The organism is Nonomuraea guangzhouensis, from assembly GCF_019396345.1.
Lineage (GTDB): Bacteria > Actinomycetota > Actinomycetes > Streptosporangiales > Streptosporangiaceae > Nonomuraea > Nonomuraea guangzhouensis.
On the sequence record NZ_JAHKRM010000035.1, the window covers coordinates 1 to 14,534 of the forward strand.

The window sequence follows — 14,534 nt, forward strand, 5'->3', positions numbered from 1 at the left end:
GGATCCTCACTCTCGCCGACAAGGCCTACCAGGGCGCAGAAGGCCCGGTCATCACGCCCTACAAGGGCAAGAACAAGCCCGAGTCGCAGAAACTGGCCAACCGCTCACACGCTCGACTTCGCGGCCCAGGCGAACGCGCGAATGCCCAGCTGAAGAGCTGGCGCATCCTCCGCAAGCTACGTAGCTGCCCTCACAAGGCCGGACATCTCTGCAAGGCCATCGCCGTCCTACAGAACTACGAGGTCGCGCGAGGATGAAAAGGGGTCATTGTAGATCCCGCCAAGTGGGACTTCTACGCCATGGATGCTTATCGGCTCGCAGGCGAAGACTCTCTTGCCGTCATGCATGCGAATGAAGTACTGGCAAGCTCAGTAGCACCAGACGGAACCATCCGCGCTCCAATGCGTATGGCTGAAGCCAAACTCACTCTAGGTGTAGCGGCTGCGCGAGACGGGAACCTCGAAGAAGCCATCTCGCTGGGGCGGGAAGCAACGGAGTCCGGCAGGAAATCCATTCCTTCTCTTCTCATGGTCGCCGGGGAACTAGATGCTGTACTTGAGCAGCGCTTCCCGGACGAACCTGAGACCGAAGAGTTTTGCGAACTGCTGCGATCCCTCCGCTCCGGCTGTCGCATCCGGCGATCCAATTCCCTGTGAGAACTTTCTTCTCATACTCAAGGCGGCCCGCACGCGGGCCGCACGCGCCGACGACTCGGGCGCCCGCCCTTCGCTCCCGCTGGCGCTCCCGCTCCGGGACGGGCTGGGTAGCCCGGTCGTCTGGCGCGGACAGCGAATAGGGGCCGCCAGGCGACAGCACACGGAGGAAAGTGTCGGGCTGATCTGGGCCAGGCGCCGCGCGGCCACACGTGGTGAACGCCTCCGGCGGGGGCACTCCGGCTCCGGGATGGACGCTGGCGAAACGCGCGGGCGGTGGGGTGGCTGGGCTTGTCCATCCCGTCTGCTGTCGACCCAGGCGAGCCCAGCAGACCGCCTCCTCCGCCGCAAGCCCGGCCGTGCAGGTCTGTGCACACGCTCGGCACGCGTCAAGCCGGGCTTGCACCTCCGTCACCGGCCCGCTCTATCTCGCGACGGGTCGACGGCAGACGGGATGACGTCTGAGATTAATTATGCCTATGTGTCTTCGTTTGAGCGTGTATACAGTAGTCCAACGACTACGATGTGTGCTCAACCGGAGGAAAAATGAGCATTGACACAATTTCGGCCCTGCTCAGTGCTGTCGGCACTGTCGCGGCGGTGGTAGTAGCACTTTTCCTCCCCGGATGGCAGCGGGCAAAGCTACGTCCGATAGTGACTCTTGAATTCGATCGAACGTCTGAGGACATCGCCGTTCACGAGAGCCCCCCTTGGGGTAGCGTCTGGATAAGACTCCGAGCTACTAACAGGCCAGGGCGAGAGACGGCAAGAAAAGTTCGTGTGATTGTCTCCAAAGTGGAGCCTGAGGAGGGATCCGTATTACCTGAGAACACACTTGCCCTTCGGGAACTCTCATGGTCGGAGGTCAGGACGGGAGAACTTGATCTTCCGGCTGGGATGCAGCGTCGAATAGACGTCGCTCATGTTGAAAAGAAGCGAGCGGCAAAGAGGAATTTGGTCACTCCTTGGCCGGATCTTGGCATGGGTTTGGCTGGGTGGCCTCAGCGTTATGATGGGCGCGATTATTTGGGGGAGGGGGCGTTTCGGATCGAGCTAACTGTCGCAGGCGAAAATTTGGATGCTTCTGAATGGGAGATACGCATCTCCTTCAAAAAGGTCGGCCTGTCCAACAAGTCATCGCTGGCGAGAATCCGGGACGCCATAGACGTGTCTGATCCTGTACTTGTATCCAAAGAGACTTCGCTACGCCGCCGCCGATGGCTTGCGGACGGCTAGATGTGGTCGAGATTGACACTTAATCCTCAGACTGAAGAGCAGGGCCTCTGACGCCTAATTGTCGATGGCGGAACTATCAGGGCACATCGGGGGCACATCAGCGCGAGAGCTGCTCAGAAGCGCTGAGAACTGGCGAGATCTCAGCAGCAGGTCAAGCGGTATGTCCAGTACATCAGCCCAGTTCAAAGCGGGGCAGGCACAAGACCCGGCCTACAGGTCGACTCGTCACGTGGGCGGGTTAGTCCTGTGCCAGGGCCGTGATTAGCCGAGTCCCCAAAGGGGAGCCAAAGCGGGAGCCATGCCAGGTGAACAGGCCTGAACAGATCTGGACTCGGGTGCCTGCGTCGACATCGCATCAGAGCCGACGTGAACTGATCCAAACGGCGGGAAGCTGGTTCGACACCTATCACCAGGACTGAGAACGAGAGAAGGGTGGCCACTGGGCGATCACCCGCGACGGCGGCGAGGTGCTTGGCCGGATCGCACTCCGCGGCCTGTACTTCGACGACGGCATAGCAGGAGTCGCATACTGGGTGCTCCCAGCCGCTCGCGGCACCGGCGTGGCCTCCCGCGCCCTCACGGCGCTCACCACCTGGGCCCTGGACGAGATTGGCTTCCACCGCCTGGAGTTGGACCACTCGACGCACAACATGGCCTCCTGCAGGGTTGCCACGAAGTGCGGCTACCTCCTGGAAGGCACCAAGCGGAACGCCGCCGTGCATGACGACGGCCGACACGACATGCACCTGCACGCCTGCATCCGAAGCGTTTAGAAGGCTCGCCACCGCCGAGGCGCGTCCGGGTTCTGGAGGCAGAAGAGACGGTTACGGAACTCGCGTGCGATGGCCTTGTCTTCGCTGACGTTCTGCATCAGCCAGGTCGTCATCTTCAACTCGTTGATGTCCCTGAGCACGGGATAGCCCTCCCACGTCAGGACGTCGAATCCGTACCGCTCAGCGAACTGATTGTATTCAGCACGGGTGCCCCATCCCAGGCTGTGTTCGATGGCTATGACGGCAAGATCGGTCTCGGGAGGGCCGAACGCGAAACGCTCAAGGTCGATCAGCACCACGGTGCCGTCGGTGGCCTTGATGAGGTTGTCGGAGTGAGCGTCATCGTGGACAGCACCGGCAGCGAGGGGAAGGCTCAGGGTTTCGTACGCTGCCCGCAACTCCTGCTCCTTCCTCGACAGGAACTGGCGTTCCTCATCCGAGAGGACATCGTCGAGGAGATACGCTCTGCCACGCGCCCAAGGATGTCGAGCTGCGGGAGGGCCAGATTTGCAGGAACGGACATCTGATGGAGAACGCGCAAGACCTCGGCTAGGTCGATCAAAGCCGGGGGACCGCCACCGTTCTCGATGAAGTCCCAGAAAGTTACGGGCCTGTCTCTGATGATGAGTGGCTGGGCGTGGTGAGTCGTCCGTGCCGCTGGCAGCCCCGCCTCGTGGAGCCAGGCCGACACGGCTACCTCCTTGCGGGCATCATCAAGAACGTCCACGCTCCGGGCGATTCGCACAACGACGTGTTCGGCGGCCAGAACGAACAGGGCGTTCTCCCCAAGGCGGATCAACCGCGCGTCGTCGCTCGCGAGGGCGGCGACCCGACAGGCATCACGAAGGGTCGTATGTGCTTCCTGAGATGTGAAGGGGACTGCGGCTGACCGGAACACGGTCACTAGGAGCCCTTTGGTTGCGTCTTGACCACGCGACCTCTTCCGGCGCGCTTCTCGACTATCCCCTCTGCTTCTAGCAGCGCGAATGCTCGCCTGACAGTGATACGACCAACGCCTCGCTCTTGGGCCAGTGCATTCTCTCCGGGGAGCACGGCACCTATGGCGAACTGACCGCCCGCTATGTCCTGTCGTAGGGAAGCAGCAACATCGTCAGCCCGCGTATGCGCATGATCGGGCCCGCCAACGAACCACCCCTTCCCATGGACAGAGGCGATCAGCTGCTCAGAGGCAAGCAACTGGAACGCCTGCCGGACAGTCCCCTTCGAGACGCCATACTCGTTCGCGGTGGCTGCCTCACCCGGTAGCTGTTGGCCGGCCGCGAGTTCGCCGCTCTCGATGCGCTTGCGCATCGCCTCGGCGATTGCTTCGTACTGGGTCGAGGCCGCACGGCGGCCGCCTGACGGCACTTCTCCCACCACGCGACGTCCGCGGCCTGCCTCGCCGGCTACCAGTCCCGTACGCTCCAGCTCGGCGACGGCCTGGCGTACGGTTCCTCGTGCCACGCCGTACGTGCGGGCAAGGATCGCCTCGGAGGGCAGCATGCCGCCAGCAGGTGGATCTCCCTCGCGAATGCGGCGATGGATATCCTCGGCTATCCGAACGTAGGTGGGGCCATCCTTCGCCTTGCTCATCGCGCTCCCTCGCCGAGGCATATCGTCTCTAGGGTAGGGCGGACAGGCCAGGACCTGCGGAGTATCGCGGCTCCACGCCTCCTCTAGAGTCTTCCCCTCGTTGGACCAAGGACGCGATATGGCGCCAGGTTGGTCAACATGTCTCAGTCGAGGTCTCTGAGCGCGGAGCATGAGGGACTGCGACGCTCTACGCATCCCCTGGAGCAGCGCCTACGGTAGATGTACGCGACCGTTTAGGCCTCGGACGCCTGGCGGGTTTTGTGTGGCCGCACCACCCGGCTTCGATGGCGACATCGTCCGGGTCTCTACATTCGTGCTCCCTCTCGAACTCGGCGATGAGCATCATCCAGACCTCGCGCGCATGCTCGTAGCGTCCCCTGCCAGCCTCCTCGTGGCCCTCCGGATACGCAGCACGGAGAACGAGGAACTGGCCACCCTGGCTCGCCCACTCGAACACTCCACAGCATGATGTCTCAGTGATCCGAATGTGGTCCGTCCGAGGACGCAGATAGGGTTCCCAGCGCAGCACGGGCACGTTAGGAGCCGACACGGCCGCTCGGCACTTCTGCGGCGTACTCCTGCAGGTAGCGGAAGACGTTGCGGCGGCACCGCTGCCATGCGCAGGCGAAGGCGAGCTCTAGGAGCGTGTCGGCTTCGAGCTGCGGCTTGATGCCATAGGCGATCTCGTCGGCGGCAAGTTTGGGCAGCGGCCTCGCTCGCCAGACGCCGTGCTGGTCGCGCCACACGTAGAAGCGTCTGAATGCGCCGCGCAGGTCGTGAGGCGAGACACCGAGTATGGAAGTCATGCGGGATTGATCTCCCCGTGTTGCGTTGGACAGGGAAGTCAGCCAAAAATCCTCGCTGACTGACGTTTGCCCACGTTAACTCTAGGGCCTCATGGCCACAAGGCTCATGGCAACATAGCCACGTGACACTTGTGTGCTGTGATCGACTACAGCTCTGGGGTGCCGGTGTATCGCCAGGTCGCCAACGCGATCCGCGACGACATCACCGCCGGCCGCTACCGCCCAGGAGCGTGGCTGCCCTCAGAGGCTCAACTGGCCCAGATGTACGAAGTAGGCCGCGACACCGTTCGCGAGGCCCTGGCTTACCTGCGAGCTGAGGGAAGGATCACCACTGTTCGCAAGCGGGGGTCAATGGTGGCCATTGAGCCGACACGAGAGCCGCACTACGTTCTGTACGGAACACGCGTGATCGCGCGCATGCCAACACCCGATGAACGGCGAGATCTTGCGACGGCAGGGGAGCTGCGTGAGTTTGGCGGGATGCCTGAGGGTGTGCCGGTCTTCGAGATCGCCCCCGGGCCGCGTAAGCATCGAAAGGTGCTACGCGGCGACCGCGTAGAACTAATCGTGAACGATACATCTCTCAAGGAATGATTCCTGCCTGGCAACCCAAACTGAACTGATCCACAAAGTCGAACTGCGCGTGGAGCACGATTGCAGTCTCTGGCAACTCGGCAGAACCGACCTTGGGCTTCACAAGACCGACGTCTTAGATGATGATGTCAGGGTGTGGAAACATAAGCTGAGATGGATCGGCGTGGCGACTACGACCGTGGCCACGCTTAGCTTGGCAGCGTATTTGGCATCGATAGGTCTCGAAAAAGCTGACAAAGTAGCCAGTACGATAGGCCTTTTCGTTGGCTTGGCGGGCCTGGCTGTCGCGTTTTATGGCGTAGCGAGCAGCAGGGGCATGGAGAACTCTCAACAGCCAGAAGCGACAGGCCAACCAAGCTCAGATGAAACGCCACCAGCACGCACTGTTAACCAGGTCAATCAAAGCATCATCCAGGGACAGATATTTCAAGGCAATAGTTTCTCCGGACGTATTAGCTTAGAAAGTCCATCGGCCGCGGGCGAGGCTGGGAGATCACAAGGGCCAGACGTTCCGTAAATCGCAAGTGATATTGCGACACAAGGACTCTGATCGCGGCCCCACGCATTCCTCGCCGACATGACCCAGAACCGTATCAATCGCTTTCCGGCAGAGGAGCAAGAGGAACGCGGGCTAGTGCAGCTCGTATGGTCTCTTCAACATCAGGCACCCGTACACCGAGCTCGCGCAACCAGATAGTTACCTGGGGAATCGTCGTACGCATTTTTCGAGAGAGCTCAAGTAGCTCCTGAATTGAAAACTTATCCCTATAATAGAGGAATGCTTCTTCGCCCGCTTCATTATCAATAAGAAGCTCGACGGAATCCCTGAACGATAGGTTCTCTGGAAGCTTATTGCATGACGTGTCGATTCCAAAAGACATCAATCGAGAGGCCAATTCTTCCGGGCTTCGGTGAAGTGATCGAGCGGCTATTACCAGACGAGCAAAAGGCATAATATCTGCGGTCGAGAGCGACCACCAGTCACAAGGACCATCTACGTCCAACAGTTCCTCATCAAGCGCGGTAAGCTCACTCGGAAAATGCGGCAGTATCTCAAAACCGTACTCCCTCAACCGATCAACAAACTCACATAGAGGCAAATTGAGATCAGCCGACTTTTTTAGTAGGTGCATGTAGCTAATCGGCCCGGGAGGCTGAAGAAACTCCTCATCTCCGTCCTGGAGAAGTGGAAGGTCGTCGAACCGCAACTCGGCAGGAAGAGCCGCAGGCGCAGAGAAGCCGAACATATGAAGTTCATCCAGAATCGCACCCGGCGTTAGCCCTAACTCCTGCGCCGCAGCCAGTATGAATCCTGGAGGAACCTGGTCCTCGGGACTCAGCCATGGCCAGCAACCGTCTAGTCCTCTGCTGAGCAGCTTTAAAGTTGCGTCAGACAATGAACTAGCTAAAGCTTGCTCAGAGGAAATACGCAACCCATAACGCACTAGCCTGCTGCATACTTCATCAACGGGAAGTCCCAGCTTTAGGGCACTCTGCGCGATATGCCCAGGTGGGACAACCTCGGTGGGATCCAGCCATGTCGAATGACCTTCTCCAAGGTTCCGCATTAGCAGCACATCATCCGCATTGATAGCAACGGTAACAATGCTCTCGGGTACATCGATTCCAAGGGATCGCCATCGAGGCACAATCTCTTGTATATCGAGGCTCGTCCGGGATTCTGCCAGCAGCAAGTCCTGCACGGTAGGTGATTCGCCTTCACCTACAAACCTGCCCCCGCTGCCTTGCAGGATCTCAAGGTCAGCACGAGATATAGTGCACGAATCAGAGAATCCTGTCGGATGGAACGGATGCAGGCCAAGTGCAGCTGCTCGTTCTGCCGAGCTCTGCAATGATACTTCCAATCGTTCCGCAACCTCGGCGAGCCCATCGGTTATTGATGAGGCCAAGCCTCTGTGCCAATGCCAATACTTCGAGTCTTCGCTTCTACTGGCAAGCAGCAATTGATCAGAGGGAATCGCGGCAAGTGTGCAACCGACATTGTTGATTGTTGGGCAAATCTCGGCCAGGACAGAAAGAGTCCTATTTGGTCGATGCGCTAGAAGTCTCCAGAGAAGAATATAATCAGGTACGTTGCCAATGATGGACGCCCATGAAGGTTGCCCTTTATTAGTTCGCCCTTTATTGTTGCTCGGTGGCACAATTGACGCATCCCCTGGCAGGCATCCCGCTATCCTTATATCGATCTCCCGATCTCTGAACTTTATACAGTGACCCTTCTTTATAGCTGCGTTCGTAATAATATCGGATAGTTGCACACTGCCTTCGGCTATCCGCGAAATCCATTCAAAGTCCAAAGGCGAGTCAACAAGTAGAGCTTGTGTTGCCTCTGCCAGTAGCCCACGTACTTGGCCTGAGATATCATTTAGTATCTGAGACCGGTCGGCCGAAAGCCTTTCAGGTGCATATGCGCAAGAAAGGTTAACCACAGCTCCCGTTAACCCTGACTGGGTCGACGACAACACGCCACGGCGAATCGCAGGCTGCACCACCAATCCGTCTACTAGGATTGCCCCACCTTCTTCGCACCAGATTACTTGTGTTCCCGGTGGGGCTCCCGTCCATACGGTTTGTCTACCATAAGTATTCAAACCGAACCGTTCTTTGGACGGCTGCTTTCGTAGATACAGCTGACCAGGTTCCCAGCTCTCTTGCCGGTCCCCATGTTGCACAATGGTGGAAAATTCTGCTATGCCAAGTAGCCTCTTAAGTACGTCCACACAAGACCAGTCGGTATCGTTGTCTGGTAGGTTCTTTAGATACAATCGCACCTTTGTTCCAGATTCGGATCCCTTCTCTGTCAATGTGCCGATTCTGAAAAGGTTTCCGGGGCCAAAGATGGATACCCGCAGTAGAGGGCCGAGCGTGCCGGCCGGACTCATTCGGCACGTAGTTACGCGTATCTCATCAGCAAGCATGAAATAGCTTAGAACTCCGATTCCGAACCGGCTGTTCGGAAATAGGGCTACGGGCGGTTCCAGTCGATTCCACCTGGAGACCTCAAGTTTGAAGTCTGGTTGCTCGGCAAAACGAGCACCCGCACTAGAGAAGACGCCGCGAAGCTCCGCGTCCCCCATACCGATCCCGTTATCGCAACACTCCAAAAAATGCCTACCGTCCTCATCTAATCCTTGCCTGAATACGATCTGGCCCGTATAGGCGTAAGAAGCGTCTTCCGTCCGGTCTAGGTATTCAGTTCTTGCGCGACGGTAACGACAGGCGTCAAGAGCATTCTGATACAACTCCCGAACTGCCATATCAGAGTCTTTATAGAGCTCCACCCCCATTAGGACATCACGAATCCGCCGCTCGTCTAGACGGAAGCTTGCCCATCCATCGAACACGCCTTCAGCGGGAACAACACCGTGAGATGAAAGGCGAGTCGGCAATGCTGGCATGGGCTGATTGATTCGTTCTCGCACCGTGCGGTGGACTGCATGGAGAAGCTCGTCCACCCGCACCGTGTACTCATTGAGTGCTTCTATAACGGCCTCGTGGTGACATTCGGCACGCAGCACGGGTAGGTCACGAGATCCACCCCAATTAGCCTGCTCTACAGTGTGACGAAGCTGCGCCAAGTCTACTGAATACGGGATGCCGAGGTGCTCCACCACCACCTCAGGCAAGGAGGCCATTTCAATAGTGGTGCCATACGCCAACGCGATTATCAGGGCAAGTCGTTGCTCTCGGATTCTTTGGTTTCCTCGAAGTCGCTCATCCGACTGAAGTGTGCTCAGATACTCTGGATTGCAAACGTCGGGACCGCGTCGCAGGCCATGAAGCAGTTTACTCAGAGTATCGGGCTTGACGATTTCTTTCAGTGCATTGCCAATTTGAAGCACGTCGTATAGCTCTTGAACCGAGGTCTGATAAGAGGATTCTTCGAGCCCTATAAGCCAGCGATGAAATAGCCACCAGCCGACTGTCTCTTCGACCTTTGGGCGCCGCAGCGCTCGTTGAACTAGTAGATCGTACCCTTCGACAAAAGTTTCGAAGTCTTGTCTTTCAATGCTTGCCTCGGGCATCCGATTGAGCTTGGATGGATCGATTTTAGAGTAGCGCGCCGCAAGTCGTAGAGATTGCACTCGATACAAACAAGGCAAGATAACTAGAAGCGCCGCTTCAGCTGGGTAGAAGTCTACCGATGAGCCTCGGTCGGGCTCATCTAGCAGCCATTCTATACGTTCGAGAAACCGCGGTACAATGCCAGGGTCCTGCCATTGGTCGGAGATTAGCTGACGCTCTGCTTTGTCACGCAAATGCACTAGGCTCGACACAATTTCAACTACTTGTTGTCTGTGATGGGTTGCGTCACGTCCGCTGCTGACATGCTGCCAGACATCCGACTCCAGTACCAGAGATATCCAACTGTCCCGTGTCTCTGCTCCAGAGTCGGGATTTGATCCGCTGAAATAGACCGAAAGTTGTGCTGCTGTTCCAACCTGAACGACCGATCCTTCTACGGTACAATTCTCAACCACATTGCGGTTGTCTTTCTCTTGCGCCACGCTTCCCCCCCTCGGCTAAGAGGTTGAATTGCTAGATAACCGCTCTTCTTAGCTGTCTATTTCCAATGAAAGGCTGCACTTATTGGATGGGGCTATCGTAAGTTGACTCTCACTATGAGCCTAGTCGATCCGTATGTGATACACAGGTTGAATCCGGAAGGTCAGTCATGTGTATGGCGGGGTGCCGAGGGCGAGTCTGGTCTGAGTCAGGAAGCCGGTGAGTAGGCGGGGCCGGTTTGGATCTTCTTCGCTTGCGCTTTGGATCCGGACGAGTCGGATCAGGTCGGTGACGGCGATGTTCGGCGCGATTCAGGTCGGGAGCATGGGCGGAAAGCTGGACGGTGCATATCCAGTCGGCGTGTTCGGCGGGCGAAGTTGGACAGCTGGCTGGCCAGACGCCCAATGGGTTTGTCCTACAACCACGCCAAGGGTGCGCCCATGTGGTGCGGGTAGCCGTGTTCAGGGCTCGGGTAGTCGTACCAGGACATGGCCTTGGGCTCGCCCCTGGGAGCCGCAGTCGATGACAGGCTGGCGGAACAGGTGCGAGCACTCTCCGACCCCGTAGCGGACAAAGGCCATGTTGACGTGCGCGGCACCTTTGTCACGCACCGCAGGCCGAGTTCCGTGCGGTGCCCAGGTATGTCCTTCAGTGGCCTCAGCCCCTTCGGCCCACCTTGTCTTCAAGGCCGAAGCAGGCGCCCGGCTTCACTGCTGTGGTTTATCACCGACCTCGGCTACCCTTCCAGGCGGCGGTCGTTTCCTCGTACCACTCGATGGCCGGCCGATCCGGGGATCGAGCGGGCGAGAAGTCCCTCATCTTCACCGTGGACCTGTTGTGGACCAGCAACGTCATCAGGAAGGTGTCCAGCAGCGTTTCTACAGGTCAGACGAGGCTTGGAAATGGGATGTGCAACCCTCTCCGGAGCCGGGTGCGTAAGTTCGAATCCTACAGGGGGCACACGATCTTGACCGGCGGTTTTGGCCGCTGAGCAGGGCAAACATCGCAGGTACGGGCGGGCCTCCACTCTCACGGAGTCCCGCCCGTTCTCGTTGACGGTCTCTGGTTGTGGACCATCTGTGGGACCTTGATCCAACTGGCGTACCGCCGCTCAGTTGTTCATGGCTCCGACCGTTGAGACTCCGCACCGACGATCAGCACACCAGGATCCGCCACGGCCCGTCAGCCCTCAGGTGCTGTGGCACACCATCGAGGCGACAGATTACGCGCCTCTGCGATCCTGACCGAGTCCGCTCCGGGCCTCCTGGAGAGTCGAAGTAGGCGGCAGGGCTCAGGTCGCGATAGGCAGTGACAAGACCAGTCGGACCCCTCGCTGGAGCGGCTCGGCCCGCACCGTGCCATCGTGCGCCTCGGCGATCTGCCGCACGATGGCCAGGCCGAGCCCCGAGCCGGGCAGCGACCGGGCCGCATCGGCACGGTAGAAACGGTCGAAGACGAAGGGCAGGTCCTCCGGCGCGATGCCGGGCCCCTGGTCGGCGACCGACAGCGTGCCGGCCGGATCCACCCGCACCAGCACCTCGCCACCCGGCGGGCTCCACTTGATCGCGTTGTCGACCAGGTTGGCGGCGGCGCGTTCGACGGCGTCCGGGTCCGCGGACACCAGGCACTCGTCGAGTTCGCCCAGCAGCCGCACGTTCCGCACCCGCGCTCGCGCCCTCTCCAGCACGCGCTCGGCCACCAGGTCCAGGCGGACGTCCTCGATGTGGATCTGGACGTCGCCGTACCTCGCCAGTTCAACCAGATCGTTAACCAATACCCGCAGCTCCCCGGTCTGCGCGCGGGCCTCCCGTACCAGGGCCGGCGCCTGCGGGTCGGCGGTGCCGCGCCCTTCGCCCAGCAATTCCAGATTGGTGATGAGGCTGGTCAGCGGGGTACGTAGCTCGTGCGACGCGTCGGCGACCAGGCGCCGCTGGGCCAGCAGCGACTCGTTCAGCGCGCCCGTCATCGTGGTGAAGGAGCGGGCCAGCCGGGCGACCTCGTCGCGCCCGCTGCCGTCCAGGCCGCCGGCGGTGAGCGTACGGGTGGCGGTGACGCGCTCGACCACGTCGGTCAGGCGGCCGATGGGGCGCAGTACCCGCCCCGCCAGCAGCCGCGCGCCTATCCCTGCGATCAGCGCGCCGCCCAGCGTCAGCGCCGCCAGCAGCAGCTTCAACCGGTTCAGGGTCGCGTCGTCCCGATCCAGCGGAAACGCGGTGCGTACCAGCGCCTGGTCGATCTCGTCCAGCGGAGCCGTGTAGAGGCGGTAGCGCACCCCAAGGTAGCTCGTGTCCTGGAAGTACGGGGAACTCCTGCCCGCCGCGACCTCGGCGTCCCTGACGGTGAGCGGGACGAAGCCACCCAACGCCCCCGGCTCCACCGGAGGCGGGACGAACTGCAGCAGCGTGTTGCCTGCGGTGACCGGGCTCGTGGGCAGCGGCGCGGACGTGACCTTCAACGTCTTCAGCAGTCGGGGCACCTGGACCGCGGCCAGTATCAGCTCTCCGTCGTGCTGGCCGGCCAGGCCGGCCGCCGTCGACGGATACAGCACCAGCGAGGCCGCCAGCAGCGCGGCCGCCACCACGGCCGCCCCCGCCAGTGCGACCCTGGTACGCAGCTTCACGGCTCCTCCCGCAGGACGTAACCGAGCCCGCGCACCGTCTGGATCAACCGCGGCTCGTCCCCGGCCTCCAGCTTGGCCCGCAGATAGCTGATGTAGACCCACAGCGCGTTGGAGGACTGGCCGAAGTCGTACCCCCAGACCGCGTCGAAGATCACCTCGCGGCTCAGCACCCGGTTCGGGTTGCGCAGGAACATCTTGAGCAGGGTGTACTCGGTCCTGGTCAGGTCGAGCACCCGCGCACCGCGGGAGGCCCGGCAGGCCTGGGTGTCCAGTTTCAGGTCGGCGAAGTGCAACACCTCGTCCACCGCGCCGCTGCGCCGCAGCAAGGCGCGCAACCGGGCCCGCAGTTCCTCCAGCGCGAATGGCTTGACCAGGTAGTCGTCGGCCCCGGCGTCCAGCCCGGCCACCCGGTCGGTGACCAGGTCGCGAGCTGTGAGCATCAGGATCGGCGTACGGTCGCCGCCCGCCCGGAGCCGGCGGCACACCTCCAGGCCGTCCAGTACGGGCATCATGATGTCCAGCACCACCGCGTCCTGCCGCCCGCCGCCGGCGACCTCCAGAGCGCGGAGGCCGTCGGCGGCGGTGGTCACGTGATATCCCTCGCGGGCGAGTGCCCGCGTGAGCGAGCGGCGCACCGCCTCGTCGTCATCGGCCACAAGGACGTGCATGATGACACTCTCCTAGATGAACCTCGCCGCCGCCCACCCGCCGGAGGATCAGGAGCCCGGCTTCGTGGCGGGGCTCGGCGTGAGGTCCTTCGGTGCGTGCCCCAGCTTGAACGCGGTCAGCGCCTCTTTCAGCCGATTCGTCGACACGCCGAGGCGCTCGGCCACCGCGGCGAACTCCGGCGAGTCCGGCCTTATCCCGCCCTGTTCGCCGAGCCGAATCAGCCCGTCCGCAGCGGTGGCCGCCCGATCGAGGCCGACTCCCAGCGCGTCAGCCAGCGCCTGGGTCAGCTTTTTCGAGTCGATGGGCGAGGGCTGCTTGTCGTCGGCCCGCTTCTGCGGATCGACGGACCCGGGCTCTCTCATGCCGGTCGTGCAATCGACCGCGTCCTTGCCGGGGTCGTCCGCCTTGGCCCGGTCCGACTTGATCGCGTCATCCTTGGCCGCCTGCTCCTTCAGCTTCGCCAGGTCGGCGGGTGAGCACGTCACGGTCTGGGCGCACGGTTCACCGGTGGGGCTCGGCTGGGGTGAGGCGGCCAGCGCCCCCGATCCGCCGAGCACCAGCACCGCGACCATCCCGGCGGCCAGCCCTGCCTTTCGTCGGTCCATGTCGCTCCTCCTCCCGAGCGGCCGGCGCCTCCGGCTGCTGCTGCCAGCCAACTCGGGCCACCTTCACCGATCCGTCGGCGAACCTTAGAAAAGCCCTATAGGCGAATAAGTCACGACCGGCGAGCCCAGGTGGCAGCCCTGCTCGCTCAGGATTCGAAAGTGACCGGGACCGCGCTCGCCCGAGCGCTCGGGCGAGCGCGGTCCACCAGGGCTCAGCTTGGGCGGGCCTTGAGCACCCATTGGCGAGCCGGACGCTGCCCCTCCTCCGCACCGATCCTGCCGAGCGGCGACGACAGGCCATTGCCGCCCGTCGGTCCCGCTCGCCGTCCCTCACCCGGTACCCTCGGCCGGGCGCAGCTCGCGGGCGGAGGCTACATCTTCACGAACCTCTGCGAAATCAGCTGCTCGACGAGGAATGCCTTAGTCGTTGCGGCATCTGCAGAGGGCACCTCGATTGT

The 14,534-nt window shown here is 61.1% G+C and carries 11 protein-coding genes and 1 pseudogene; 5 read left to right on the plus strand and 7 right to left on the minus strand.

Annotated elements, in window-relative coordinates; all coding sequences use genetic code 11:
* The 4 genes and pseudogenes from KME78_RS50165 to KME78_RS50180 all read left to right on the plus strand — a co-directional run.
* Positions 1-257 (plus strand): transposase family protein (locus KME78_RS50165; RefSeq protein ID WP_219537099.1); only part of this gene is annotated, 257 nt, incomplete at its 5' end.
* 42 nt (positions 258-299) lie between these two features.
* Positions 300-656, plus strand: coding sequence for a hypothetical protein (locus KME78_RS50170; RefSeq protein ID WP_219537100.1), 357 nt, complete (start codon positions 300-302; stop codon positions 654-656).
* A 543-nt stretch (positions 657-1,199) separates the two neighbouring features.
* Entirely contained in the window at positions 1,200-1,889 is a 690-nt protein-coding gene (locus KME78_RS50175; RefSeq protein ID WP_219537101.1) for a hypothetical protein, read from the plus strand.
* A gap of 437 nt (positions 1,890-2,326) precedes the next feature.
* Positions 2,327-2,662 (plus strand): annotated as a pseudogene (locus KME78_RS50180) (GNAT family N-acetyltransferase); the annotation flags it as partial.
* On the opposite strand, the gene KME78_RS65405 reads toward KME78_RS50180, so the two are convergent.
* From KME78_RS65405 to KME78_RS50195, 3 genes are all read right to left on the minus strand, one after another.
* On the minus strand, positions 2,659-3,345 hold the full coding sequence (locus KME78_RS65405) for a phosphotransferase family protein (protein WP_219537214.1): 687 nt from the start codon (positions 3,343-3,345) through the stop codon (positions 2,659-2,661). The pseudogene KME78_RS50180 and the gene KME78_RS65405 sit on opposite strands and share 4 nt — an antisense overlap.
* 220 nt (positions 3,346-3,565) lie before the next feature.
* Positions 3,566-4,255, minus strand: a complete 690-nt coding sequence (locus KME78_RS50190; protein WP_246653910.1) for a GntR family transcriptional regulator — start codon at positions 4,253-4,255, stop codon at positions 3,566-3,568.
* Positions 4,256-4,791: 536 nt separating this feature from the next.
* On the minus strand, positions 4,792-5,061 hold the full coding sequence (locus KME78_RS50195) for a hypothetical protein (protein WP_219537104.1): 270 nt from the start codon (positions 5,059-5,061) through the stop codon (positions 4,792-4,794).
* 138 nt (positions 5,062-5,199) lie between these two features.
* On the opposite strand from KME78_RS50195, the gene KME78_RS50200 reads away from it, so the two are divergent.
* Entirely contained in the window at positions 5,200-5,655 is a 456-nt protein-coding gene (locus tag KME78_RS50200; RefSeq protein ID WP_219537105.1) for a winged helix-turn-helix domain-containing protein, read from the plus strand.
* A gap of 593 nt (positions 5,656-6,248) precedes the next feature.
* Here KME78_RS50200 and KME78_RS50205 read toward each other — a convergent pair.
* The 4 genes from KME78_RS50205 to KME78_RS50220 all read right to left on the minus strand — a co-directional run bounded on the left by KME78_RS50205 (position 6,249) and on the right by KME78_RS50220 (position 14,076).
* Complete coding sequence (locus KME78_RS50205; protein WP_219537106.1) at positions 6,249-10,184, minus strand: wHTH domain-containing protein; 3,936 nt, start codon at positions 10,182-10,184, stop codon at positions 6,249-6,251.
* A 1,289-nt stretch (positions 10,185-11,473) separates the two neighbouring features.
* Positions 11,474-12,802 carry a sensor histidine kinase gene (locus KME78_RS50210; protein WP_219537107.1) on the minus strand — a complete coding sequence of 443 codons (1,329 nt, stop codon included), beginning with the start codon at positions 12,800-12,802 and terminating at the stop codon, positions 11,474-11,476.
* Positions 12,799-13,470: a response regulator transcription factor gene (locus KME78_RS50215; RefSeq protein ID WP_219537108.1), complete on the minus strand. Its 672-nt coding sequence runs from the start codon at positions 13,468-13,470 to the stop codon at positions 12,799-12,801. Before KME78_RS50215 ends, KME78_RS50210 begins: the two co-directional genes overlap by 4 nt.
* 48 nt (positions 13,471-13,518) lie before the next feature.
* Positions 13,519-14,076 carry a hypothetical protein gene (locus KME78_RS50220; RefSeq protein WP_219537109.1) on the minus strand — a complete coding sequence of 186 codons (558 nt, stop codon included), beginning with the start codon at positions 14,074-14,076 and terminating at the stop codon, positions 13,519-13,521.
* Positions 14,077-14,534: the final 458 nt, after the last annotated feature.

Excerpts from the sequence above, each read along its gene's own strand:
- KME78_RS50170 (WP_219537100.1), top strand. The coding sequence starts at position 300 with ATGGATGCTTATCGGCTCGCAGGCGAAGACTCTCTTGCCGTCATGCAT.
- KME78_RS50175 (WP_219537101.1), top strand. The coding sequence starts at position 1,200 with ATGAGCATTGACACAATTTCGGCCCTGCTCAGTGCTGTCGGCACTGTC.
- KME78_RS50190 (WP_246653910.1), bottom strand. The coding sequence starts at position 4,255 with ATGAGCAAGGCGAAGGATGGCCCCACCTACGTTCGGATAGCCGAGGAT.
- KME78_RS50195 (WP_219537104.1), bottom strand. The coding sequence starts at position 5,061 with ATGACTTCCATACTCGGTGTCTCGCCTCACGACCTGCGCGGCGCATTC.
- KME78_RS50215 (WP_219537108.1), bottom strand. The coding sequence starts at position 13,470 with ATGCACGTCCTTGTGGCCGATGACGACGAGGCGGTGCGCCGCTCGCTC.
- KME78_RS50220 (WP_219537109.1), bottom strand. The coding sequence starts at position 14,076 with ATGGACCGACGAAAGGCAGGGCTGGCCGCCGGGATGGTCGCGGTGCTG.